The sequence below is a fragment of the Burkholderia sp. Se-20373 genome, from assembly GCF_017104705.1.
In the GTDB taxonomy this organism is placed as follows: domain Bacteria; phylum Pseudomonadota; class Gammaproteobacteria; order Burkholderiales; family Burkholderiaceae; genus Burkholderia.
The window spans coordinates 1-23,787 of record NZ_JAAGPH010000127.1; the positions used below are offsets into that span (position 1 = coordinate 1).

The 23,787-nt window shown below is 68.3% G+C and carries 21 protein-coding genes; 17 read left to right on the forward strand and 4 right to left on the reverse strand.

Going from position 1 to position 23,787, the window contains the following annotated elements; all coding sequences use genetic code 11:
• The 3 genes from G3N96_RS29930 to G3N96_RS29940 all read right to left on the reverse strand — a co-directional run.
• On the reverse strand, nt 1–645 hold a 645-nt coding region (locus G3N96_RS29930), incomplete at its 3' end, for a thiamine pyrophosphate-binding protein (protein ID WP_277399466.1).
• A gap of 602 nt (nt 646–1,247) precedes the next feature.
• Complete coding sequence (locus tag G3N96_RS29935; protein WP_206139439.1) at nt 1,248–2,336, reverse strand: aldose epimerase family protein; 1,089 nt, start codon at nt 2,334–2,336, stop codon at nt 1,248–1,250.
• Between the two features lie 27 nt (nt 2,337–2,363).
• On the reverse strand, nt 2,364–3,557 hold the full coding sequence (locus G3N96_RS29940; RefSeq protein WP_124579633.1) for a DNA-binding transcriptional regulator: 1,194 nt from the start codon (nt 3,555–3,557) through the stop codon (nt 2,364–2,366).
• Nucleotides 3,558–3,823: 266 nt separating this feature from the next.
• Between G3N96_RS29940 and xylA the strand changes: the two genes are divergently transcribed.
• The 15 genes from xylA to G3N96_RS30015 all read left to right on the forward strand — a co-directional run bounded on the left by xylA (nt 3,824) and on the right by G3N96_RS30015 (nt 19,954).
• Nucleotides 3,824–5,146 (forward strand): xylose isomerase, encoded by a 1,323-nt coding sequence (xylA, locus tag G3N96_RS29945; RefSeq protein WP_206139440.1) that lies wholly within the window; start codon nt 3,824–3,826, stop codon nt 5,144–5,146.
• A gap of 4 nt (nt 5,147–5,150) precedes the next feature.
• Nucleotides 5,151–6,629: a xylulokinase gene (gene xylB / locus G3N96_RS29950; protein ID WP_206139441.1), complete on the forward strand. Its 1,479-nt coding sequence runs from the start codon at nt 5,151–5,153 to the stop codon at nt 6,627–6,629.
• Between the two features lie 88 nt (nt 6,630–6,717).
• Nucleotides 6,718–7,746: a D-xylose ABC transporter substrate-binding protein gene (gene xylF, locus G3N96_RS29955; protein ID WP_206139442.1), complete on the forward strand. Its 1,029-nt coding sequence runs from the start codon at nt 6,718–6,720 to the stop codon at nt 7,744–7,746.
• Nucleotides 7,747–7,812: 66 nt separating this feature from the next.
• Nucleotides 7,813–9,372, forward strand: coding sequence for a D-xylose ABC transporter ATP-binding protein (xylG, locus tag G3N96_RS29960; RefSeq protein ID WP_206139443.1), 1,560 nt, complete (start codon nt 7,813–7,815; stop codon nt 9,370–9,372).
• Entirely contained in the window at nt 9,369–10,580 is a 1,212-nt protein-coding gene (locus G3N96_RS29965) for a sugar ABC transporter permease (RefSeq protein WP_206139444.1), read from the forward strand. The genes xylG and G3N96_RS29965 overlap by 4 nt, the downstream gene beginning before the upstream one ends.
• Before the next feature lie 47 nt (nt 10,581–10,627).
• On the forward strand, nt 10,628–10,945 hold the full coding sequence (locus G3N96_RS29970; protein ID WP_206139445.1) for a hypothetical protein: 318 nt from the start codon (nt 10,628–10,630) through the stop codon (nt 10,943–10,945).
• 348 nt (nt 10,946–11,293) lie between these two features.
• Entirely contained in the window at nt 11,294–11,971 is a 678-nt protein-coding gene (locus G3N96_RS29975; RefSeq protein ID WP_206139446.1) for a GntR family transcriptional regulator, read from the forward strand.
• A gap of 141 nt (nt 11,972–12,112) precedes the next feature.
• Complete coding sequence (locus tag G3N96_RS29980) at nt 12,113–12,898, forward strand: ABC transporter substrate-binding protein (protein ID WP_046546481.1); 786 nt, start codon at nt 12,113–12,115, stop codon at nt 12,896–12,898.
• Between the two features lie 85 nt (nt 12,899–12,983).
• Nucleotides 12,984–13,682 (forward strand): ABC transporter permease subunit, encoded by a 699-nt coding sequence (locus G3N96_RS29985; RefSeq protein WP_089459878.1) that lies wholly within the window; start codon nt 12,984–12,986, stop codon nt 13,680–13,682.
• Nucleotides 13,679–14,419, forward strand: a complete 741-nt coding sequence (locus G3N96_RS29990; protein ID WP_206139447.1) for an ABC transporter permease subunit — start codon at nt 13,679–13,681, stop codon at nt 14,417–14,419. Before G3N96_RS29985 ends, G3N96_RS29990 begins: the two co-directional genes overlap by 4 nt.
• The gene (locus G3N96_RS29995) at nt 14,416–15,180 is read left to right on the forward strand and encodes an ATP-binding cassette domain-containing protein (RefSeq protein WP_206139448.1); all 765 of its coding nucleotides are present in this window, start codon (nt 14,416–14,418) and stop codon (nt 15,178–15,180) included. The genes G3N96_RS29990 and G3N96_RS29995 overlap by 4 nt, the downstream gene beginning before the upstream one ends.
• Before the next feature lie 79 nt (nt 15,181–15,259).
• Nucleotides 15,260–16,630 carry an aspartate aminotransferase family protein gene (locus G3N96_RS30000; protein ID WP_124579609.1) on the forward strand — a complete coding sequence of 457 codons (1,371 nt, stop codon included), beginning with the start codon at nt 15,260–15,262 and terminating at the stop codon, nt 16,628–16,630.
• A gap of 14 nt (nt 16,631–16,644) precedes the next feature.
• Nucleotides 16,645–18,234 (forward strand): gamma-glutamyltransferase family protein, encoded by a 1,590-nt coding sequence (locus G3N96_RS30005; RefSeq protein ID WP_206139449.1) that lies wholly within the window; start codon nt 16,645–16,647, stop codon nt 18,232–18,234.
• Nucleotides 18,235–18,279: 45 nt separating this feature from the next.
• The gene (locus G3N96_RS30010; RefSeq protein ID WP_206139450.1) at nt 18,280–18,708 is read left to right on the forward strand and encodes an arginase family protein; all 429 of its coding nucleotides are present in this window, start codon (nt 18,280–18,282) and stop codon (nt 18,706–18,708) included.
• 124 nt (nt 18,709–18,832) lie between these two features.
• Nucleotides 18,833–19,954 carry a porin gene (locus tag G3N96_RS30015; protein WP_206139451.1) on the forward strand — a complete coding sequence of 374 codons (1,122 nt, stop codon included), beginning with the start codon at nt 18,833–18,835 and terminating at the stop codon, nt 19,952–19,954.
• Nucleotides 19,955–19,970: 16 nt separating this feature from the next.
• Here G3N96_RS30015 and G3N96_RS30020 read toward each other — a convergent pair whose 3' ends face one another.
• Nucleotides 19,971–20,927, reverse strand: a complete 957-nt coding sequence (locus tag G3N96_RS30020; RefSeq protein WP_206139452.1) for a mannuronate-specific alginate lyase — start codon at nt 20,925–20,927, stop codon at nt 19,971–19,973.
• A 195-nt stretch (nt 20,928–21,122) separates the two neighbouring features.
• Here G3N96_RS30020 and G3N96_RS30025 point away from each other — a divergent pair, with 195 nt between their 5' ends.
• Both G3N96_RS30025 and G3N96_RS30030 read left to right on the forward strand, forming a co-directional pair.
• A complete protein-coding gene (locus G3N96_RS30025) occupies nt 21,123–22,613 on the forward strand; it encodes a HAMP domain-containing sensor histidine kinase (protein ID WP_206139453.1) in 1,491 nt (496 codons plus the stop codon).
• Nucleotides 22,595–23,787, forward strand: a 1,193-nt coding sequence (locus G3N96_RS30030; RefSeq protein WP_206139454.1) for a sigma-54 dependent transcriptional regulator, incomplete at its 3' end; no start/stop codon positions are given. The genes G3N96_RS30025 and G3N96_RS30030, both read left to right, overlap by 19 nt.

Here is a 23,787-nt window from a genome sequence, read left to right on the forward strand (position 1 = left end):
GAGCGCGTTCGCATCCGGCGCGGGCCGTGCCGGCAGCGCGGACGGTGCGTCGGACAGCGCGGGCGCCGGCATCACGATGACGTCGAGCGGAATCTCGATATGCACGGGCCGTGGCCGCGCGCTGGCGAAGACCGCGAAGGCGCGCGCGAGGACTTGCGGCAGGTCGGCGGCATCGAGCAGCGTGTGCGAGAACGCGGTGAGTCCCGCGAACACGTCGCGCTGGGACGGCAGCTCGTGCAGGCGGCCGTCGCCGCGGCCGAGTTCGCGTCGTGCGTTGACGCTCGAGATCACCAGCATCGGGATCGAATCCGCGTAGGCCTGTGCCATTGCGGTCGCGATATTGGTCATCCCCGGCCCGGTGATGATGAAGCAGACGCCCGGCCGGCCCGTGACGCGTGCATAGCCGTCGGCCATGAAGCCGGCCCCCTGTTCGTGGCGCGGCGTCACGTGGCGGATCGACGAGGCGGCGAGGCCGCGATAGAGCTCGACGGTATGCACGCCGGGAATGCCGAACACGCATTCGACGCCGTGGCGTGCGAGGAGGTCGACGAGCGCTTCGCCGCAGGTGCGGGGGCGGGCATGGCAGGGCGCCGCCGTGGCCTTGCGGGCGCCGGCGAGGGAGGAAACGGTGGCGGGATGGTTCATGGATCGTGGTGTGCCGATTGGGAGGGTGAATGGCCCGAACCGCAAACGAGGGGGCATGGTGCGGATTGTCGGCGTCGATCCGGGGTGCCAACAATCGATTAGTTTTCATGCGCGGCATGAGGGCCGTGCATGGCGGCGTCGAATCGCGGGGCGGGCAATGGGCTGCGGGTTTTCACGGCAGCGCGGGTTGCAACGCGCGTCGTACGGACATCCCGGCGCTGCATGACGGCATCGATGGGTCTTGCGCGAAAGGGGCGCGAAGCGAAGCGGTGCCCGCCGCCCGGCGCGGGGTGTCGCGCGCCCGATGCGTCGCGGGCGGCGGGTGCGCGGATTGATGCGGGCGGACGAGCGGGCTCATGGCGCAACCGGCGCAACCGACGTTTCGCGCGGCGATTCTTCCGACGAGGGCGCGCCGCGCACGCGGCGCCAGTCGGCATGCAAATCGTGTAGTCAACCTGAATATCCGCAGGGCGTCGCGCGTCATATTTTGATGTCGCCCCTTGGCTGGAAGCGGGTCTTATGCGCTGCGCCCTGTGCGGTTCCGGGAATCCTCCCGGTGCGAGGTTCTGCCGGGAATGCCGGGCCGTGCTGTCCCGAGCCCGCTATGCCTGAACGCCCACCCGATACCGGGTGGTCTGTCGATAGACGGCGTCCGGATGAAGGATCACGTCGCCGCTCAGGCCGGCCATGTTGACCTGGTTCGGAAAGCCGGCCGCCTCCAGGCACAGCGCCGCGTGTGGCGTGCAACGTGTGCCGCCGCTCACGCGCAGGCCATCGAGATAGTTGCCCGTATAGAGTTGCAGGCCCCGCTGATCGGTCGACACGATCAGCTCGCGGCCGCTTTCCGGATCGTAGACGCGTGCGACGGGCCGCGCCTCGTGCGCGCCGTCGCCCAGGACGAAGCAGTGATCGAAGCCGCGCGCGCGGGCCAGTTGCGCGTTCGGCCAGTCGAGGCGCGCGCCGATCGGCGCGCTGTGCCGGAAATCGAACGCGGTACCCGTCACGTCGGCCGTGCCGGTCGGGATCAGCGCATCGTCCACTTCGAGAAACGCGTCGGCGTCGATCCGCAGCAGATGGCCGCGCACGTCGCTGCCCGGCCGCCCGTTCAGGTTGAAGTAGCTGTGATTCGTCAGGTTCAGCGGCGTCGGCGCATCGGTCCGCCCCGTATAGTCGATCGTCAGCGTACCGTCGTCGTCGAGCGTGTAGCGAACCTGCACGGTCACGTTGCCCGGAAAACCCGCGTCGCCTTCCGGCGAATCGAGCCGAAGCGTCAGCCCGCCGCAGTCGTCGATCACGTCCCAGCGCGCGCGATGAAAACCGTTCGCGCCGCCGTGCAGCAGGTTGCCGTTCTCGTTGCGATCGAGCGGGTAGCCGATGCCGTCGAGCTCGAAGCGCGCACCGGCGATCCGGTTCGCCCAGCGGCCGATCGTCGCGCCGAGGTAGGCGCCGGATTCGAGGTACTCGGCCGGCGTGTCGTGCGCGAGCACGATATCGGCAAGGCGCCCCGTGCGGTCGGGCGCGAGCCACGACACGACGGTCGCGCCGAGGTCGCTGATGGCGACACGCATGCCGTGCGCGTTGCGCAGCGTGTAGCGCCGAACGGGTTCGCCGTCGGGCAAGGTGCCCCACGGCTCGGCAAGCACGCGTGCCGCGCCGGGTGTCAGATGGGAGGAATCGGTATCGATGTGCATGAGTGGATGTCGAATGGGCGACGGGCGTCAGTTCGTGGCGGCCGCGCGTTCCTGATATTCGCGCGGCGTGCAGCCGAGTTCGCGCCGGAACACGGCGTACATGTATTGCAGCGACGTGAACCCGCAACGGATCGCGACTTCGGCGCTCGACGCCTGCCGGCCGGCGAGCAGCGCCTGCGCGGCTTCGAGTTTGTGACGCAGGATCTCCTGGTGCACGGTGCGTTGCAGTTCGCGCCGGAAGTGCTCCTCGAGCAGCGAACGCGATACGCCGACGTAGTCGGCAACCTGTTCGGTCTTGATCCCCTGGCACGCGTACTGGCGAATGAAATGCCGCGCGCGCATCACGTGTGGGCTCGCCAGCGGCTGGTGGCGTGTCGATTCGAGCACGTTGATGCCGACCGGCGGCACGAGAATCCGCTGCCCGGGAAAGCGCGCGCCGCGCAGCATCCGGTGCAGCAGGTGCGCGGCGGTACGGCCCATTTCCTCGGTGCCCTGGATCACCGACGACAACGGAATGCGCGTCAGCGTGCGCGTAAGCGGATCGTTGTCGATGCCGATGATCGCCACCTGTTCCGGCACCGCGATCCCGGCGATCAGGCACGCTTGCAGCAGGTGCCGCGCACGCGCATCGGTCACGGCGATCACGCCGACGGGTTTCGGCAGCGCATGCAGCCAGCCGATCAGCTGCTCGATCGCGTGATTCCAGCCCGACGCGCTCGTCGACAGCCCGCGATAGATCGGCGCATCGAGCCCGTCCGCGCGCGCGAGCCGGTCGAACGCGAGCTCGCGCTGCTGCGCCCAGCGGTTCTCCTGCGCGATCGGCAGGCTGTACATCGCGAAATGCGCGAGGCCCGCCCCGATCAGGTGCGTGTACGCGAGCGACACCAGCTTCGGGTTGTCCGTCGCAATATAGGGGACATCGTCCGGATACTGGGCCGGATCCTCGTACGACGAGCCGACCGCGACGATCGGCAGGGGCGAGCCGGCGAGCGCGTCGGCGACGGCGGGATCGTCGAAGTCCGCGATGATGCCGTCGCCGTCGAAGCGCTCGATGCCGGTGAGCCGGCAACGGAAATCGTCTTCGAGGAACAGGTCCCACACGACGCGCGTCGTGTGCAGGTACTGGCCGATGCCGCTGATGATCTCGCGGTCGTAGACCTTGTTCGCGTTGAACAGCAGCGCGATGCGATGCGGTGTCTGGGCGGAAGGGACGCGTGTCATCTCGATCTCGGGGCACGCGCGTCGTGGGGCGCGGTGCCGTTGTCTCCGGGGCGCGCCCGGGTCGGCGGCGCGCGATGTCTGGTGTTCGGCGATTGTAGGGCGGAACGCGCGCCGCGCGCAGCGGCTGGCAAGAAACATTAAGCGTGGTGCGCAATTTCGCAATTGCCGCCCGGCAGGGGCGCGGGCACGATCCAGCCTACCGAATTCGGCCGCGTGCGCCACCCCGACGCGCGTTGCGCTGCAACAAGAACCTGCACGGAGACGCCATGTCGTATTTCGAACACATTCCCGCGATTCGCTACGAAGGCCCGCAATCGGACAACCCGCTGGCATACCACTATTACGACCCCGAGCGGCGTGTGCTGGGCAAGACGCTCGCCGAGCATCTGCGGATCGCCGTCTGCTATTGGCACACGTTCGTGTGGCCGGGCCACGACATCTTCGGGCAGGCCGCGTTCCGGCGGCCGTGGCAGCAGCCGGGCGACGCGCTCGAACGCGCGCGGATGAAGGCCGATGCCGCATTCGAATTCTTCACGAAGCTCGGCACGCCGTTCTATACGTTCCATGACACCGACGTCGCACCGGAAGGCGACAGCCTGCGCGAATACGCGGCCAATTTCGCGCGGATGGTCGACTATCTCGGCGAGCGCCAGCAGGCGAGCGGCGTGCGGCTCCTGTGGGGTACGGCGAACCTGTTTTCGCACCCGCGCTTCGCGGCCGGCGCCGCGACGAACCCGAACCCCGACGTGTTTGCCTGGGCCGCGACCCAGGTGTGCCATGCGCTCGATGCGACCCACCGGCTCGGCGGCGAAAATTACGTGCTGTGGGGCGGGCGGGAAGGGTACGAGACGTTGCTCAATACGGACGTGAAGCGCGAACGCGACCAGTTCGCCCGCTTCCTGTCGATGGTCGTCGAGCACAAGCACCGGATCGGCTTCAAGGGCGCGCTGCTGATCGAGCCGAAGCCGCAGGAGCCGACCAAGCACCAGTACGACTACGACGTCGCGACGGTGCACGGCTTTCTCGTGCAGTACGGATTGCAGAACGAGATCCGCGTGAACATCGAGGCGAACCACGCGACGCTCGCCGGCCACTCGTTCCATCACGAGATCGCGAATGCGTTCGCGCTCGGCGTGTTCGGCAGCGTCGACGCGAACCGCGGCGATCCGCAGAACGGCTGGGACACCGACCAGTTTCCGAACAGCGTCGAGGAGCTGACGCTCGCGTTCTACGAAATCCTGCGTCACGGCGGCTTCACGACCGGCGGGATGAACTTCGACGCGAAGGTGCGCCGCCAGAGCATCGATCCGGAAGACCTGTTCCATGGCCACGTCGGCGCGATCGACGTGCTCGCGCTCGCGCTCGAACGCGCGGCGGTGCTGGTCGAGAACGACCGGCTCGACGCGCTGCGCCGGCAACGCTATGCGCAGTGGGACGACGCGTTCGGCCGCAAGATCCTGTCCGGCGACTATACGCTGGAGTCGCTCGCGGCCGATGCGCTCGCGCGCGGGGTGAACCCGCAGCACGTGAGCGGCGCGCAGGAGCGCTGCGAGAACATCGTGAACCAGGCGATCTACGGGCTGCGCTGACGCCATGTACATCGGACTCGATCTCGGCACGTCGGGCGTGAAGGCGGTGCTGCTCGACCGCGACGGCGCGGTGCGCGCGAGCGCGAGCCGCCCGCTCGCGGTGAGCCGGCCGCAGCCGCGCTGGTCCGAGCAGGCCCCGCGCGACTGGTGGGATGCCGCCTGCGGCGTGCTGGCCGCCCTCGTTTCGGATGCGCGCACGGCGGGCATCGATCCGCGCGACATCGACGCACTCGGGTTGACCGGCCAGATGCATGGCGCGACGCTGCTCGATGCGCACGGTGACGTGTTGCGCCCCGCGATCCTGTGGAACGACGGTCGCGCGGACGCCGAGTGCGCGGAACTGGAACGGCTCGCGCCCGCGCTGCGCGCGGTGGCCGGCAACATCGCGATGCCGGGTTTCACCGCGCCGAAGCTGCTGTGGGTGCGCCGTCACGAACCCGACGTGTTCGCACGCATCGCCCACGTGCTGCTGCCGAAGGACTACCTGCGCTACCGGCTGACCGGCGCATTCGCGACCGATCCGTCGGATGCCGCCGGCACGCTGTGGCTCGACGTCGCGAAGCGCGACTACGACGACACGCTGCTGGCCGCCTGCGGGCTGTCGCGCGCGCAGATGCCGGCCGTGTTCGAAGGCAACCGCATCACCGGCACGCTGCTGCCGGCCGTCGCACGGGCGCTCGGCCTGCGCGAGATCCCGGTGGTGGCCGGCGGCGGCGACAACGCGGCCGGCGCGGTGGGCGTCGGCATCGTGCGGCCCGGCGATGCGCTGCTGTCGCTCGGTACGTCGGGCGTCTATTTCGCGGTGTCCGACGGGTTCCGCGCGAATCCCGAATCGGCGGTGCACAGCTTCTGTCACGCGCTGCCGCAGACGTGGCACCTGATGTCCGTGATGCTGAACGCGGCCGGCTGCGTCGACTTCACCGCGCAACTGGCCGGTTACGACGGCGTCGCGGCGCTGCTCGACGATGCGCAGACGAACGCACGCGCGAGCCGCCCGTGGTTCCTGCCGTACCTGAGCGGCGAGCGCACGCCGCACAACGACGTGAACGCGAAGGGCGTGTTCTACGGGCTCACGCCCGACACGCAGCGCGCCGATCTCGCGAACGCGACGCTCGAAGGCGTCGGCTTCGCGCTGCTCGACGGCATCGACGCGTTGCATGCGGCCGGGCTCGCGCCCGACAGCATCACGGTGATCGGCGGCGGCTCGCGCAGCGCGTACTGGACGCAGATGCTCGCCGACCTGAGCGGCCGTGCGCTGACGCTGCGCGCGGGCGGCGAAGTGGGGCCGGCATTGGGCGCCGCGCGCCTCGCGCATCTCGCGGTCGAACCGCATGCGCGGCTCGGCGACGTGTGCCCGCAGCCGCCCGTCGTCGCGGTGCGCGAGCCGGACATGGCGCGCCACGCGTGGTATCGCGACGTGCGGCGGCCGACGTTTCGCGCGTTGTATCGCGCGCTCGAACCGGTGTTCGCGACGGGCGCTTGACGGGCAAGGCAGTGACTCGATGCGGGCGGCGCATTCCGGCGGCCGCCCGCGGTTCGTGAGGTGGTTCCATAACAAGGAGTCTGGAGACATGAAAACCGTGACGCGTCGTACCGTATTGAGTTCGCTTGCCGGCGCCGCTGCGCTGGCGATGCTCGCGCTGGGCGCACCGCTCGCGCATGCGAGCAAGGACAAGCCGGAAATCGGCTTCTGCATCGACGACCTGCGCGTCGAGCGCTGGTCGCGCGATCGCGACTATTTCGTCGCGGCCGCGACGAAGCTCGGCGCGAAGGTGTCGGTGCAGTCGGCCGACGCGAGCGAGGAGCGGCAGATCTCGCAGATCGAGAACCTGATCTCGCGCGGCGTCGACGTGATCGTGATCGTGCCGTTCAACTCGAAGACGCTCGGCAACGTCGTCGCCGAAGCGAAGAAGGCCGGCATCAAGGTCGTGTCGTACGATCGCCTGATCCTCGATGCGGACGTCGATGCCTATATCTCGTTCGACAACGAGAAGGTCGGCGAGCTGCAGGCGCAGGGCGTGTTCGATGCGAAGCCGAAGGGCAACTACTTCCTGCTCGGCGGCGCGCCGACCGACAACAACGCGAAGATGCTGCGCGAAGGACAACTGAAGGTGCTGAAGCCTGCGATCGATCGCGGCGACATCAAGGTCGTCGGCCAGCAGTGGGTGCCCGAATGGAGCGCGTCGACCGCGCTGCGCATCACCGAGGATGCGCTGACCGCGAACAACAACAAGATCGATGCGATCGTCGCGTCGAACGACGGCACGGCCGGCGGCGCGATCCAGGCGCTCGCCGCGCAGCATCTGGCCGGCAAGGTGCCGGTATCCGGGCAGGACGCGGATCTCGCGGCGGTCAAGCGCGTGATCGCCGGCACGCAGACGATGACCGTCTACAAGCCGCTCAAGCTGATCGCGAGCGAAGCGGCCAAGCTGGCCGTGGATCTCGCGAAGGGCACGAAACCCGCGTTCAACGCGCAGTACGACAACGGCAGGAAGAAGGTCGACACGGTGCTGCTGCAGCCGACGCTGCTCACCAAGCGCAACGTCGACGTCGTCGTGAAGGACGGCTTCTATACCCAGGCGCAGCTGGCGAGCCGGTAAGCGCACGACGGACGCGACGCCCGGCCGCCGCGACGGCGGCCGCGCTGACTGCGAGGCAATGAACGAATGACGGAACCCTTGCTGACGATGCGCGGCATCGTCAAGACCTTCGACGGCGTGAAAGCGCTCGACGGCATCGACCTCACCGTGCGGCCCGGCGAATGCGTCGGGCTGTGCGGCGAGAACGGCGCGGGCAAGTCGACGCTGATGAAGGTGCTGTCGGGTGTCTATCCGCACGGCACGTGGGACGGTGAAATCCGCTGGGAAGGCGCGCCGCTCGCGGCATCCGGCGTGCGCGACACGGAGCGGGCGGGCATCGTGATCATCCACCAGGAGCTGATGCTCGTGCCCGAGCTGTCGGTGGCCGAGAACATCTTCCTCGGCAACGAGATCACGCTGCCGGGCGGGCGCATGCACTTCGCCGCGATGGTCCGGCGCGCCGAGGAACTGCTGCGCGAATTGCGGATCGACTCGATCAACGTCGCGCAGCCGGTGATGAACTACGGCGGCGGCCACCAGCAGCTGATCGAGATCGCGAAGGCATTGAACAAGGACGCGAAGCTGCTGATCCTCGACGAACCGTCGTCGTCGCTGAGCGCCGCCGAAACGCGCATCCTGCTCGACATCGTGCGCGACCTGAAGCGGCGCGGCGTCGCGTGCGTGTACATCTCGCACAAGCTCGACGAGGTCGCGGCCGTCTGCGATACGGTCACCGTGATCCGCGACGGCCGTCATGTCGCGACCGAGCCGATGCGCGCGCTGACCACCGACCGGATCATCGCGATGATGGTCGGCCGCGAGATCCGCGACCTGTATCCGCGCGAGCCGCACGCGATCGGCGAGGTCGTGCTGGAAGCGCGCAACGTGACCTGTCGCGACGTGACGAACGCGCGCCGCAAGCGGGTCGACGACGTGTCGTTCAGCGTGCGGCGCGGCGAGATCCTCGGCGTCGCCGGGCTCGTGGGCGCGGGCCGCACCGAGCTGATGCAGGCGATCTTCGGCGCCTATCCGGGCGCGTGCACGGCGACCGTGCTGATGAACGGCCGGGTGCTGTCGATCCGTTCGCCGGCCGACGCGATCCGCGCCGGGATCGCGATGGTGCCCGAGGACCGCAAGCGCCACGGCATCGTGCCGCAGCTCGGCGTGGGCCACAACATCACGCTGGCGGTGCTGCGGCGCTTCGCGGCGCGCGGGCGGATCGACGCGGCTGCCGAACTCGATGCGATCCGCACCGAGATGCAGCGGCTGTCGGTGCGCGCCGCGCATCCGTTCCTGCCGATCGCGAGCCTGTCCGGCGGCAACCAGCAGAAAGCGGTGCTCGCCAAGATGCTGCTGTCCGAGCCGCGGGTGCTGATCCTCGACGAGCCGACGCGCGGCGTCGACGTGGGCGCGAAGGTGGAGATCTACCGGCTGATCTTCGCGCTGGCGAAGCGCGGCGTCGCGCTGATCGTCGTGTCGTCGGAGCTGCCCGAGGTGCTCGGGCTGGCCGATCGCGTGCTGGTGATCGGCGAAGGCGAGCTGCGCGGCGATTTCGTCAACGACGGCCTGACGCAGGAACAGATTCTCGGCGCCGCGCTGAAGCCCGCGCGGCTGCCCACCGAACCCACCGCTATGAGTGCGACATGAATTCCGAACTTTCTTCCTCGACCCCGGCGACGCCGGATGCCGACGCGCAGCGTTCCGCCGGCCGCACGGCGGGGCTGCCGCTTCGTCAGATCTTCGCGCGCTACAAGCTGCTCGCGCTGCTGCTGGCGGTCGTCGTGATCTGGACGTTCTTCTCGGTGCTGACGGACGGCGCGTTCGTCACCCCACGCAACGTCTCGAACCTGCTGCGGCAGATGTCGATCACCGGCATGCTCGCGTGCGGGATGGTGTTCGTCATCATCGCGGGCGAGATCGACCTGTCGGTCGGCTCGCTGCTCGGGCTGCTCGGCGGCGTCGCGGCGATCCTCGACGTCAACCGCCACTGGCCGGTCGCGGCGACGATCCCGGCCGTGCTCGCGCTCGGCGTGCTGATCGGGCTCTTCAACGGCTGGTGGTCGACCTATCGGCGCGTGCCGTCGTTCATCGTCGGGCTCGGCGGGATGCTCGCGTTTCGCGGGATCCTGCTCGGCGTGACGGGCGGCTCGACGATCGCCCCCGTGTCGGACGGCTTCGTGTTCATCGGGCAGGGCTATCTGCCGCGCCTGGTGGGGGACGGCCTCGCGATCCTGCTGTTCGCGCTCGTGTTGCTGCTGGTGGTGCGGCAGCGCGCGACGCGGCGGCGCTACCGGCTCGCGGTCGCGCCGCCGTGGCAGGACGTCGCGAAGATCGTCGGCGCCGGCGCGGTGCTGTTCGCGTTCGTCGCGACGCTCGACCGCTACGGCGGCATCCCGGTGCCCGTGCTGCTGCTGCTCGTGCTGCTCGGCGTGTTCTCGTGGATCGCGACGCAGACCGTGTTCGGACGGCGCATCTACGCCGTCGGTTCCAACCTCGAAGCGACGCGGCTCTCGGGTGTCGATACCGACCGCGTGAAGCTCGCGATCTTCGCGCTGATGGGGCTGATGTGTGCGTTTGCCGGGCTGGTGAACACGGCGCGGCTCGCTGCCGGGTCGCCGTCCGCGGGCACGATGGGCGAACTCGATGCGATCGCCGCGTGCTTCATCGGCGGCACGTCGATGCGCGGCGGGTCGGGCACCGTCTACGGCGCGCTGATCGGCGCGCTCGTGATGGCGAGCCTCGACAACGGCATGTCGATGCTGGACGTCGACGCGTACTGGCAGATGATCGTCAAGGGCGCGGTGCTGGTGCTGGCGGTGTGGATCGACGTGGTGTCGCGGTCCAATCGGCGCTGACGTGCCGGTCGGCGCCGGTTGGTCGCGAGTCGACAAAGAGGAAGACCATGGAACGAAACACGATGCGCATGCCGGATGTGGCCGTGCTGGCGGCCGGGCCGTTCGCGATGCCGGACGACGGTTCCGTGCTGCGCCTGGCTGACCCGCGCGACCGGCAGGTGATCGCGGATGCATTGCGCGCGCTGCTGCGCGAGCGTGCCGAAGCGCTCGCGTTCGCGATGCGCATGGCCGACCAGTGCGGCCGGCCGCGGCCCGATGCGGCCGATTTCGCGCTGACCGACATCATTCGGCTCGCTCGCATCGTCGAGCGGATCGAGCGGGACGGGGTGGCGAAGCGCGCTGCCATGCCCGCGGACGCGCGCTGACGGGAGAGGCGGCCGACGCGCGGGCCGCAGGCGCGAAAAGCGCCGCACATGCCGTGTGCGCAACGCGGCGAATCGAGGCGCACGCTGCAATGGGTTGATACGCCCGACGTCGGAATCCCGGCGTCGGGCGTTTTTGTTGGCGGGTGACGGCGCGTCGGTGCCTCGCCGATACCAAGGGTTAACCCATATTCGACATTATTTCTGGCGTCGTATAGTGCAGCCGTAGATACAAATATCCACTATTACACAATACTTTCATTCGAGATCGAACGGACGTTCGCGAGCCTGCCACGCGCCATCGGTGTGCGGGCACTGCGCGGCGATGCCGACGTTCCGCGAAGGAGGTGCATGAACATGGACACACGTACACCGCCGCTGCATTCGCAATTTCCCGCCACGGCCGAGGAAGAGGCCTACGCACACGTGCTCTACCGTATCCGGATGGGGACGTACAAGGCCGGCGACCGCCTGATTCCCGAGGACATCGCCGCCGAGATCAATACGAGCCGCATGCCGGTGAGGGAAGCGTTCCGTCGGCTCGCCAGCGAAGGGCTGGTCGCGATCCGTCCGAATCGCGGCGCGATCGTGCGGGGGCTCGACGTCGACGAGATGGAGGTGGTGTTCGGCATGCGTGGCGTACTCGAAGGGCTGGCGGCGCGCATGGCGCTGCCGAACATCACGCCGCAGCATGTCGACGAACTGACGCGCCTGATCGACGTGATGGCGCGCGCCGAACCGGACGGCCAGCAGTGGGTGACCGCGCATCGCAGCTTTCACGAGTATCTGTGCCAGCTGTGCGGGCGCCAGCGCCTGGTCACGCAGATTGCCGGGCTGCATACGGTGGTGGAACCGCACATGCGTCTGTGGCTCGAGCGAGCCTACAAGCCGAAGACGTCGCGCGACGACCACATGGGGCTGATCGACGCGATCCGGGGTGGCGATCCTGCCGCGCTCGAGGCCGCGGTGCGCGAGCACATCGAAGCGACCGTCCCGGCCGTACGCGACTGGATGACGGGCGGGCACTGACGGAAACAGGGCGAGGCGATGGCTGTCGACTCGTGCCTATCGATCAGTGATCCGAACGAATTGTCGGGCAAAACACCTGCAACACGATCACGCAGTCATTTCCCACGAAACACGTTACGGAGTGTCGATATGAAACGACCCATGATGAGATTCCTGCTGCTCGTCGCCGTCCTGCTGGCGGCCGCGCAGGCCCACGCGAAAGAGTGGAAGGACATCCGGATCGGCTATGAAGGCGCGTACCCGCCGTTTTCGTCGATGCAGCCCGACGGCACGCCGGTGGGCTTCGACATCGACGTCATCCATGCGCTGTGCGCGCAGATGCACGCGAACTGCACGCTGGTGCAGATCGGCTGGGACGGCTTGCTGCCCGCGCTGATGGCCGACAAGGTCGACGCGATCGTCGCGTCGGTCGCGATCACCGCCGAGCGCAAGCAGAAGGTCGCATTCACGGACAAGTACTACAACACGCCGCGGCGGCTGGTCGTCGCGAAAAACAGCCCGATCAAGGACGCGACGCCGGCGGAACTCAAGGGCAAGCGCGTCGGCGTCCAGCGCGGCACGCTGGCCGACAAGTACGCGAGCGCGTACTGGGTGCAGAACGGCGTGCAGCTGGTGCGCTACCCGACCCAGGACGAGGTTTATCTCGATCTGCGCTCGGGCCGCATCGATGCCGCGTTGCAGGACGCGACCGCCGCCTATTCCGCGTTCCTGACGAAACCGGAAGGCGCCAACTTCAAGTTCGTCGGCACGCCGATCGTCGGGACGACGCCCGAGCAGAAGACGCTGCTGGGCGAAGGTTACGGCATTCCGGTGCGCAAGACCGACGACGATCTCCGTCAGCAACTGAACCAGGCGATCACGGCCATTCGCGCGAACGGCGTGTATCAGTCCATCGAGAAGAAGTACTTCGATTTCGACATCTACTGATCGTCCGCCGATCGGCATCGCGCCGGCGTGCAGGTATGCGCCGGTGCGGCCGGAACGAACCGCCAGCGCGCGGGAAAGGAGCGTCATGTCCGAGTTGCAGCAATACCTGCCGGCCCTGTTGCGCGGCGCCCAGATGACGATCGTGCTCGCCGTGCTGTCTGCCGCGCTCGCCGTGTGCATCGGCATGGCGGGCGCGATGGCCAAGCTGTCGGGCTCGCGCGTGCTGGTGTCGGCGGCCACCGCGTACACCACGCTGATTCGCGGCGTGCCGGAGTTCGTGATGATGCTGCTGGTGTTCTACGGCGGCCAGATCGTGCTGAACCGGCTGTCGGCCGTGTTCGGCCTGCATGCGCCCGACGTCGACGCGTTCGCCACCGCGGTGCTGACGATCGGTTTCATCTTCGGCGCGTACTACACGGAGACGTTTCGTGGCGCGATCCTCGGTGTGCCGCGCGGCCAGATGGAGGCGGCGCGCGCATACGGATTCTCGGGCTGGCTCGCGTTTCGCCGCATCCTGTTGCCGCAGATGGCGCGGCTCGCGTTGCCCGCCGCCCTGAACAACTGGCTGGTGCTGCTCAAGACCACGGCGATCGCGTCGTTGATCGGCCTGCACGACGTGATGTTCATCTCGGACCAGGCCGGCCGCACGACCCAGGCGCCGATGACGTTCTATCTGGCCGCCTGCGCGGTGTATCTGCTGGTGACGTCGGGATCGACGGCGTGCATGGCGCGCGCCCGCGTCCGGCTGAACCGCGGCATGCGCGAGGGGAGGCTGCACGGATGAGCCATGAACAATGGATCGCGCTGCTGGGCGCGTACGCCGGCGGGCTGTGGGTCACGGTGCAGCTGACCGTGGGTTCGCTCGCTCTCGGGTTGCTGCTCGCGATTCCGCTGGCGGTGTTGCGCGTGTCGCCGAACCGTTTCGTGCACGGCCCGGTGGCGGTCTATACGTGGTTCATGCGCGGCACGCCTCTGCTCGCGCAGCTGATGATCGTCTATTACGGCTTCGGCCAGTTCCAGTGGGTGCAGGACGCGTGGCAGCGCGGCAATCCGCTGCTGTTGCTGCTGCGCGATCCGTTCGGCTGCGCGATGATCGCGCTGACGGCGAACACCTGCGCGTACACCGTCGAAATCCTCGCCGGTGCGATCCGCGCGACCGCGTACGGCGAAATCGAAGCGGCGCAGGCATACGGGATGTCGCGTGCGACCGCCTGGCGCCGCATCGTGTTGCCGTCGGCGCTGCGCCGCTTCCTGCCTGCCTACAGCAACGAAGTCATCCTGATGCTGCACGGTACGTCGCTCGTCAGCGCGATCACGCTGATCGACCTGACGGGCGCGGCGCGAGACTTCTACGCGAACTACTACGCACCGTTCGAGGCGTTCATTTCCGTCGGCACCGTCTACTTCGCGTTGACCGGGCTCGTCGCGCTGCTGATCCGCGCAACCGAGCGCCGCCTGCTCGTTCACTTGCGGCCGCTGCCGCTTTCCCCGCTCGCCCCATCGCGGAGCCACGCCACATGAATGCACTGTCCGTCGAAAATCTTCACAAGCGCTACGGCGACAACGAGGTGCTGAAAGGCGTCTCGCTGGCGGCCCACCCGGGCGACGTGATCAGCGTGATCGGTTCGTCGGGATCGGGCAAGAGCACGCTGCTTCGATGCATCAATTTCCTCGAATCGCCTTCGTCGGGCCGCGTCTCGCTCGGCGGCGGTGAGGTGAGGACGTCGGTCGACCGCAGCGGCCGGATCAGGATCTCGGATCCCGTCCAGTTGCGCCGGATGCGCACGCGGCTCGCGATGGTGTTCCAGCATTTCAATCTGTGGGCGCACATGACGGTGCTGCAGAACGTCGTCGAGGCGCCGCTGCACGTACTGAAGCTCGGCCGCGCGGAGGCGCGCGAGCGGGCGGAACGCTATCTCGAGCAGGTGGGCATGACGCGTTTCGCTGATGCGTATCCGGCGCACCTGTCCGGCGGCCAGCAGCAGCGTGTCGCGATCGCCCGCGCGCTCGCGATGGAGCCCGACGCGCTGTTGTTCGACGAGCCGACGTCGGCGCTCGATCCGGAGCTGGTCGGCGACGTGCTCAAGGTGATGCGCGATCTCGCGCGCGAAGGCCGCACGATGATCGTCGTCACGCACGAGATGGGCTTCGCGCGCGAAGTGTCGAACCACGTGATGTTCCTGCACGAGGGCATCGTGGAGGAGGAAGGTCATCCACGCGACATTTTGAAGACGCCGAAAAGCGGGCGGTTGCAGAAGTTCCTGTCCGGCGGGCTCAAATAGCGGGAACCGGCGGCCGGTTCGGGTCGGTGCCGCGCACGCAAGACACGACCATGGAAGAGACGAAACCAGGAAGGTACTCATGCACACTCTGAAGCAGAACGACATCGATCACGTCCTTCATCCATACACGAACCTGAGCCGCCATCGCGATGTCGGGCCGATGGTGATCGAGCGCGGCGAAGGCGTCTACGTGTACGACACGGAAGGCAACCGCTATATCGAAGCGCTGAGCGGCCTGTTCTGCGCGTCGCTGGGGTTCGGCGAATCGCGGCTCGCCGACGCGGCGGACCGCCAAATGCGCAAGCTGCCGTTTTATCACGCGTTCGGTCATAAGTCATCCGAACCGTCGATCCTGCTGGCCGAGAAACTGATCGCGATGGCGCCCGTGCCGATGTCGAAGGTGTTCTTCGCGAACTCGGGTTCCGAAGCCAACGACACCGCGATGAAGCTGATCTGGTATTACAACAACGCGCTCGGCCGGCCGCTGAAGAAAAAGATCATCGCACGCACGCGGGCGTACCACGGCGTGACGATCGCGTCCGCGAGCCTGACCGGCCTGCCGAATAACCATCGCGACTTCGACCTGCCGATCGATCGCATCCTGCATACGGACTGCCCGCACTACTACCGCCATGCGCTGCCGGGCGAATCGGAGGAGCAGTTCGCGACGCGCTGCGCCGAGTCGCTCGAGCAACTGATCCTGCGTGAAGGGCCCGACACGATCGCCGCGTTCTTCGCCGAGCCGATCATGGCGTCGGGCGGCGTGATCGTCCCGCCGGCCACTTATATGGAGAAGATCCAGCGCGTGCTGAAGCGGTACGACATCCTGCTCGTGGCCGACGAGGTCATCTGCGGGTTCGGTCGCACCGGCAACATGTTCGGCTCGGAAACCTTCGGCATGCAGCCCGACATGATCGTCGTCGCCAAGCAGCTGTCGGCCGGCTACCTGCCGATCTCGGCGCTGATGGTCAACGATGCGATCTATCGCGCTCTCGTAGCCGAAAGCGAAAAGATCGGCACCTTCGGCCACGGCTTCACGTACAGCGGCCATCCGGTTTGCGCGGCCGTCGCGCTCGAGACGCTGCGCATCTACGACGAAGACGGCGTGCTCGACCACGTGCGCAGCGTGATCCCGCACTTCCAGCAGCGCGTGGCCGATCTCGCCGAGCATCCGCTCGTGGGCGAGGCGCGCGGGGCCGGGCTGCTCGCGGCGGTCGAACTGGTCGCCGACAAGGCGACGAAAACGCCGTTCCCGCCGTCCGAAGGCGTGGCGGCCCAAGCCGGCGAGCGGGCGCTGGCACACGGCGTGATCACGCGCGCGCTCGGCGATGCGTTCAATTTCTGCCCGCCGTTGATCATCACGCACGACGAAATCGACCAGTTGTTCGATGCGTCGAAACGGGCGCTCGACGACACGCTCGCGTGGCGCCGGTCGCTGGCCGCACGCTGAATCGGGAGCGCACCATGAGGAATTTCGAACAACCGGGCCGCTCGCTCGTGATGTCGACCGGTGCGATGGCCGCGACGTCCCATCCCGCGTCGACGCTGGCTGCCATCCGGATCCTGGAAGCGGGCGGCAACGCGATGGACGCCGCGATTGCCGCGTGCGCGGTGCAATGCGTCGTCGAGCCGGGCTCGACCGGCATCGGCGGCGACTGCTTCGCGCTCTATTCGCGCGGCGGTAGCGACGACATCGTCGGCTTCAACGGGTCGGGCTGGGCGCCGGCCGCCGCCAGCGTCGAGCGGCTGGGCGCGCTCGGCGTCACGTCGATCGAGCGCCACTCGCCGCACGCGGTGACGGTGCCCGGCGCGGTCGACGCATGGGCAACGCTCGCGCGCGACCACGGCTCGCTACCGCTCTCCGCATTGCTTGCGCCGGCGATCCGGTTCGCGCGTGACGGCTATGCGGTCGCGCCGCGCGCGGCGGCGGACTGGGCGCATCAGGCGCAACTGCTGTCGCTGGACGCTACGAGCCGCGCGCAGATGCTGGTCGCCGGCCAGGCACCACGGGCAGGCAGCGTGCATCGGCAGCCGCTGCTGGCACGCACCCTCGAGGCGATCGCGCAAGCGGGCCCGCGCGTGTTCTACGAAGGCGGGGTCGCGGAGGACATCGTGGCGCGCCTGCGCAGCATGGGCGGCCTGCATACGATGGACGACTTCGCGGCGTTCCATGGCGAATACGTGACGCCGATCACCGCGCGCTTTCGCGGTTACGACGTGCACGAGTGTCCGCCGAACGGACAGGGCGTCATCGCGCTGCTGATGCTGAAGCTGCTCGAAGGCTTCGATGCGAACGACGATCCGCTCGGCGCCGAGCGCCTGCACCGCGAGATCGATGCCGCGCGCGTCGCGTATGCGCTTCGCGACGTGCTGCTGGCGGATCCGCGCCGGCGGCCGATGGACGTCGGCGCGCTGTTGTCGGAGGCATCCGTCGAATCGCTGCGTACGCGCATCGCGGCGCTGCACGCGATCGGCGCGCCGGTCGCGGCGCCGGTGGAGCACAAGGACACGGTCTACATCTGCGTGGTCGACAAGGATCGCAACTGCGCGAGCTTCATCAACTCGCTGTTTCATCCGTTCGGCAGCGGCATCATGTCCGCGCAAACGGGCGTGATGCTGCACAACCGCGGCCAGAGCTTCACGCTCGAAGCAGGCCACCCGAACGCGATCGCACCGCGCGCGAGGCCGATGCACACGATCATTCCCGGCATGGTGACCCGCGACGGCAAGGTGCAGATCACGTTCGGCGTGATGGGCGGCCACTACCAGGCGATGGGGCATGCGCACTTCCTGTCGAAGGTGCTCGACTACGGCCTGGACCTGCAAACGGCGATCGACCTGCCGCGCATCTTTCCGCGGCCGGGCACCGATCAGGTCGAGGTCGAATGCACGATGCCCGCGGCGGTGCGCGAAGCGCTCGCGCGTCGCGGCTTCAACCTCGTCGCGCCGAGCTGGGCGATCGGCGGCGCGCAGGCGATCCGGATCGACTGGGAGGCCGGCACGCTGATCGGCGCGTCCGACCATCGCAAGGACGGCTGCGCGCTGGGCATCTGACACCGGCGTGCGCGTTATCGGCACACGAAAAAGGGGTGACGCATCATGCAGAAGCAGTCGGTCGTACGCGGAGACGGCGCGATCCGCCGCGAATCGCCCTACGGTTCGTCGAAGGAGAACACCTATGCGGGCGTGGTGTCGTTCATGCGGCGCCTGTATACAAAGGAGCTGGCCGGCGTCGATCTCGCAGTGACCGGGGTGCCGCTCGATATCGCGACGACCAACCGTCCGGGCGCACGGCTCGATCCGGCGTTCGCGCCCGGCACCGGCACGCCCGTGCCGGGCGGCCTGTCGAGCGCACAGGCGTTGTCGATCCTCCGCGGGCTCACGTCGGTCGACCTGGTCGGCGCGGACGTGGTCGAGGTCGCACCCGCCTACGATCATGCGGACATTACCGCGCTGGTCGCCGCGCACGTGGCGAGCGAGCTGATCTGCCTGTTCAGGCACCGCGCTCGCGCGGCACGGCACAGGTAGAACCGCGGGACGCGCGGGCGCTTCGTATCGCCTTCATCAATTCGTTATCCAAATCAAATGACGAATGATGTCTGAAGCACGTCAATCAGATGAATCAATCACGCAACGACAGGAGAGCACGGCAATGAAATGGATCGCATCGACCACCCTCGCATGCGCGGCCGGCATGGGCGGCACCGCATTCGCGCAAAGCTCGGTCACGCTTTACGGCGTCATCGACGAATCGATTCAGTACACGCACAACACCGGCGGCGCAAGCAACCAGGTCAAGCTGCAGTCGGGGCAGATGTCCGTCAGCCAGTGGGGGCTGAAAGGCACGGAGGATCTCGGCGGCGGCCTGAGTGCGCTGTTCAACCTGCAGAACGGCTTCAACGTGAACAGCGGCAAGATGAGCGGCGGCCTGCTGTTCGGACGCAAGGCGTTCGTCGGGCTGGCGGGCGGATTCGGCACGGTGACGGCCGGCCGTCAGCAGGATACGTTGCAGGATCTGGTGTTGCCGGTGCAGGGCAACAATTTCCTCGAGTACTTCACGGCGCCCGGCGACGTCGACAATGCCGACGGTTCGGTCCGCAACAGCAATGCGGTCAAATGGGTGAGCCCGTCGTGGGGCGGCCTGCAGGTGGCCGCGATGTACGGGTTCGGCGGCGTGGCCGGCTCGGTCGGCTCGGGCCAGGCGTACAACGCGGCGATGTCGTACACGGCCGGGCCATTGACCGTCGCGGCCGGTTACGCGCATCTGGACAACGGTAACGCGGCACTGTCGACGCGCGGGGCAAGCAGTGCCGATACGATCTTCCTGTCGCCGGTCAATAACGCGTACGCGACGGCCAGCGCGGTGAATATCGCGCGCGCCGGCGTGAGCTACGTGCTCGGCGCATTCACGGTGGGCGGCCACTACAGTTATGCCGAATACCTGCGCGACGGCAATTCGACGTTCGGAACGGCCGAGCACTACAACAACGGCTCGGTGTTCGTCGCGTGGCAGGCTTCGCCCGCGCTGCTGTTCGAGACAGGTTACAACTACCTGAAATCGCACGGCGATTCGTCGGCCACCTACCAGCAGGTCACGCTCGCGGCCGACTACGCGCTCAGCAAGCGCACCGATCTCTACGCGACGATGAGCTACGGGCATGCATCGGGCAGCAACGGCGCGGGCCCCGCGCAGGCGGTGATTGCGGACGCCTACGTCGATGGCGGCAAGGCGACCCAGGAGCTTGCGATCGTCGGCATTCGCCACCGCTTCTGATCGAATGCACCGCGCATCATGGCAGCGGCGCGCCCCACGCCGCCGTCACGTCGCCGCCGAGCCGCCATTCGCTGAACGGGCGGCGAGGCGCGATGATCGCCGGCAGGCGGCGATCGTGAAAGCGTGCGTAGTACGGCTCGACCCAGCTCAGTTCGTCGCGGAACGTCCACGGAAACAGGTCCTGCTTGATCGGCGTGATCTTCGTGAAACTCGCGGGATCTTCCACCGCGTCGATCACGAGGTTCGCGAGGCGGCCGATCGCACCGTCGTTTTCTCGGTAGAGATCGATGTTGCGCTGCTGAACGAGTTCGGCCGCGAACACGAGCGGCAGCAGCGCGAACGTGTGGTAATGCAGTGCGCGGTCGCCGCGCTTGACCTCGCGCTCGAGCGAACCGTCCGGGCGGATGTCGCGAATGCCTTCGCGCACCCGCAGCAAGCCGGAATCGATCAGGCTGGCATTGTCGGTGACGGTGCCGATCGCGATCAGGTTGAGCCCCGCCCAGTACACGAGATTGTTGTGCAGGTGGTTGATCGCTTCCGCATTGCGGGTCGCGATCGCGATGCGTTCGAGCCACGGGTCGATCGCGTTGAACTTCCCGCGGTTCGCCTCGCGCAACCCGCGCGGCATGCGCAGGATCACCATCGCGAAATCGGTGCCGGCCCACGAGCGCTCGTAGTCGCCCTGATAACCGGAGATCGGGCCCATCAACGCATCCGATTGCGCCCAACTGTCGAGCAGCGTCAATGCGCACGACCAGTCGCCGTGATCCGCCGCCGTGTTCAGCCTGGCGACGAAGTCGCGCATCGGCTTCACGTCGCGCGCATAGCCGGTGGGGTCGTCGTAGTAGCCGGGCGGGTCGATCGTCCGCACGGGGGCAGGCACTTCGCATGCATGGCTGGCGGAGACGGTGCCGACGAGTGTACCGACGGCGAACAGGACGGCGAACATGGTGCGAACGGAACGGGCGCGCATGGGGGGCTCGACGGTGATGTTTCGGGTTGGACGCGGGACCGAAGGCAGTCTAGCGCCCGAGGCTTTCGCCCGGCTTTCCGGGGCGAGCCGGTGCCGCCGGCCCGGCAGGACGCCCGTGCGCTGCATGGCGAGCGTGGCGGCTTCGCATGACAGGCGATACGCTATGCTGTCGTCCTCACCCGCCAGCCCGATCCGATGAAGCGTCCGTCGTTCTCCACCCAACTCGTCATGCTCTGGGCACTCGTCGCGGCGCTGTGCGCGACGCTGGTCGCGGTCGTCTGGATCACGGCGAGTTCCGCCGAGAGTCAACAGGTCGCCAGCGCGAAGGCCGCCGGCGCGTCGGCCTGCGAAGCGGTCGCGTCGCGTTACAGCGCGTCTTCCGCGTCGCCGGGCGCCGGGCCCGCCCCGGAGCTGATGCATGCGATCCTCGACATCGTGCTCTCCCGTGCCCCCGACATGGAAGGCGGGTTCTGGATGCCCGGCGCCGCCCCCGCGGCAAGCGGCTTTCTCGCGTATTCCTTTCCCACCTACCAGGGCAGCGGCGTCAAACACGACGTACCGGAAGCGGAAACGCCGCTGATCCTCCGCACGCTGCGCGCCGCGGCCGCGACGCGTGCCGCGACCGCGAACGTCGTCGAAAGCGCGCAGGATGCCGTGATTGCGGCGGCCTGCCCGGTGCGCGGCGGATCGGGGCTGTACGTGTGGATGCTGACGCGTGCGCGCCCGCCGCTGGGCCGGCACGGCGAGTTGCTGGCCACGGGCCTCGCGGCCGTCCTCGCCGTGATCCTGGCGATCGCGGCGGCGCTGGCCGTGGCGCTGCGCCGATGGAAGCGCAATCTCGCGCGGATCGAGAGCGGGCTGGGGGCCGACGGTCGCGCGCATCACCTGCCGTACGTCGGCGAGCCCGATCTCGACCGCGTCATCGATGCGTTCAACGAGCGGGCGCGGCGCGCGGACCTGCTGCAGCAGCAGGCCGACGAACTGCGCACGCGCCTCGCGCAGGCCGAACGCTTCGGCATGCTGGGCAAGCTGGCCGCGCAGGTCGCGCACGAGATTCGCAATCCGATGGGCGCGATGCGGCTGAAGGCGGAAAACGCGCTGGCCGGCGATGGCCGGCGGCAGCAGGACGCGCTGCGCGTGATCCTCGCGCAGATCGAGCGCATCGATGCGCAATTGTCGAGCCTGCTCGCGCTGACGCAGCCCGTGCGCTCACAAGCGACACGGGTCGACGTCGACGCGTGGCTCGCGCAGGTCGTCGACGCGCATCGCGAACTGGCGCAGCGGCAAGCGATCGACCTGACGCTGTCGCTCGGCGGGCAGGGCGAACGGCTGGCATGGCCGTCGGATCGTCCTGCTTTCGATCCCGACCAGATGCGGCGGGCGCTCGATAATCTGCTGCTCAACGCGCTGCACCACGTGGGCGACGGCGGCGCGATCACGCTTGCCGCCGAGCGGCGCACGTTCGCCGGGCGCGACTGGCTGTGCCTCACCGTGTCGGACAGCGGCCCCGGCGTGCCGGCCGCGCAGCGCGAGCGGATTTTCGAGCCGTTCGTGACGGGCCGCGCGGAGGGCACGGGCCTTGGTCTGGCCGTCGTGCGCGAAGTGGCGGCGGCGCACGGCGGGCACGCGCGCCTCGACGGGGGCGCCGCATTCGTGATTGAAATTCCATGGCAAACATCCTCATAGTCGACGACGACGCGGCCTTTCGCGACAGCCTCGCCGAAACGCTCGCCGATCTCGGTCATCGGGCCGTCGAGGCCGCCTCCGGCCGCGCCGCGCTCAGTACGCTGCGCGACGGCGAAGGCGTCGAATGCATCTTTCTGGATTTCCGCCTGCCGGATCTGGACGGGCTGGCCGTGCTCGCGCAACTGCGCGACGATCCCGCGCTGGCCGCGATTCCGGTCGTCATGCTGACGGCCCATGCGACCAGCGACAACACGATCGAAGCGATGCGGCTCGGTGCATTCGATCACCTGACGAAGCCGATCGGGCGTCGCGACATCGCGCAACTGCTCGAACGCATCGTGTCGGCGAATCAGCCGCCCGCGCGCGCGCCGCGCGACAGCGATTTCGCGGGCGAACCGTCGGCGGACCGACCGCGACTGCTGGGCGTGAGCGCCGCGATGCGCGACGTGCAGAAGCAGGTCGGCCGCGCCGCGATGAGCGACGCGACCGTGCTCCTGACCGGCGAGACGGGCACGGGCAAGGAGGTGGCCGCCCGCGTGCTGCATGCGGCGTCGGCCCGGCACGCGGGGCCGTTCGTCGCCGTCAACTGCGCGGCCATCCCGGCCGACCTGCTCGAAAGCGAGTTGTTCGGGCATCGTCGCGGCGCGTTCACGGGCGCGCATGCCGATCGCGCGGGGCGGCTCGTCGAGGCCGACGGCGGCACGCTCTTTCTCGACGAGATCGGCGACATGCCCGCCGCGATGCAGGCGAAACTGCTGCGCGCGCTGCAGGAGCGTCAGGTGATGCCGCTCGGCGCGGATCGCGCCACGGCGATCGACATTCGCGTCGTGGCCGCGACGCACCGCGACCTTGCCGCGGCTGTCGCGGACGGCACGTTCCGCGAAGACCTCTTCTATCGGCTGAACGTCATTCCGCTGCACCTGCCGCCGCTCGCGGAGCGTGTGGCCGACATCCTTCCGCTCGCCGCGCATTTCCTCGGCAGCGCGGCGGGCACGCGCGCGCTGCATCTGACGAACGACGCCCAGCGCGCGCTGCTCGATCATCGCTGGCCGGGTAATGTGCGGGAACTGCGCAACGTGATGGAGCGGGCGGCCGCGCTCGCCCCCGGGCCTGCCATTGGCGCGGCCGATCTCGGCCTGGCCGCCGGGCCGGCGCGCGAGCCGCACGCCGATGC

Coding starts and splice junctions, on each gene's coding strand:
- G3N96_RS29935 (WP_206139439.1), bottom strand. CDS start 2,336: ATGCACATCGATACCGATTCCTCCCATCTGACACCCGGCGCGGCACGC.
- G3N96_RS29940 (WP_124579633.1), bottom strand. CDS start 3,557: ATGACACGCGTCCCTTCCGCCCAGACACCGCATCGCATCGCGCTGCTG.
- xylA (WP_206139440.1), top strand. CDS start 3,824: ATGTCGTATTTCGAACACATTCCCGCGATTCGCTACGAAGGCCCGCAA.
- xylB (WP_206139441.1), top strand. CDS start 5,151: ATGTACATCGGACTCGATCTCGGCACGTCGGGCGTGAAGGCGGTGCTG.
- xylF (WP_206139442.1), top strand. CDS start 6,718: ATGAAAACCGTGACGCGTCGTACCGTATTGAGTTCGCTTGCCGGCGCC.
- xylG (WP_206139443.1), top strand. CDS start 7,813: ATGACGGAACCCTTGCTGACGATGCGCGGCATCGTCAAGACCTTCGAC.
- G3N96_RS29965 (WP_206139444.1), top strand. CDS start 9,369: ATGAATTCCGAACTTTCTTCCTCGACCCCGGCGACGCCGGATGCCGAC.
- G3N96_RS29970 (WP_206139445.1), top strand. CDS start 10,628: ATGGAACGAAACACGATGCGCATGCCGGATGTGGCCGTGCTGGCGGCC.
- G3N96_RS29975 (WP_206139446.1), top strand. CDS start 11,294: ATGAACATGGACACACGTACACCGCCGCTGCATTCGCAATTTCCCGCC.
- G3N96_RS29980 (WP_046546481.1), top strand. CDS start 12,113: ATGATGAGATTCCTGCTGCTCGTCGCCGTCCTGCTGGCGGCCGCGCAG.
- G3N96_RS29985 (WP_089459878.1), top strand. CDS start 12,984: ATGTCCGAGTTGCAGCAATACCTGCCGGCCCTGTTGCGCGGCGCCCAG.
- G3N96_RS29990 (WP_206139447.1), top strand. CDS start 13,679: ATGAGCCATGAACAATGGATCGCGCTGCTGGGCGCGTACGCCGGCGGG.
- G3N96_RS29995 (WP_206139448.1), top strand. CDS start 14,416: ATGAATGCACTGTCCGTCGAAAATCTTCACAAGCGCTACGGCGACAAC.
- G3N96_RS30000 (WP_124579609.1), top strand. CDS start 15,260: ATGCACACTCTGAAGCAGAACGACATCGATCACGTCCTTCATCCATAC.
- G3N96_RS30005 (WP_206139449.1), top strand. CDS start 16,645: ATGAGGAATTTCGAACAACCGGGCCGCTCGCTCGTGATGTCGACCGGT.
- G3N96_RS30010 (WP_206139450.1), top strand. CDS start 18,280: ATGCAGAAGCAGTCGGTCGTACGCGGAGACGGCGCGATCCGCCGCGAA.
- G3N96_RS30015 (WP_206139451.1), top strand. CDS start 18,833: ATGAAATGGATCGCATCGACCACCCTCGCATGCGCGGCCGGCATGGGC.
- G3N96_RS30020 (WP_206139452.1), bottom strand. CDS start 20,927: ATGCGCGCCCGTTCCGTTCGCACCATGTTCGCCGTCCTGTTCGCCGTC.
- G3N96_RS30025 (WP_206139453.1), top strand. CDS start 21,123: ATGAAGCGTCCGTCGTTCTCCACCCAACTCGTCATGCTCTGGGCACTC.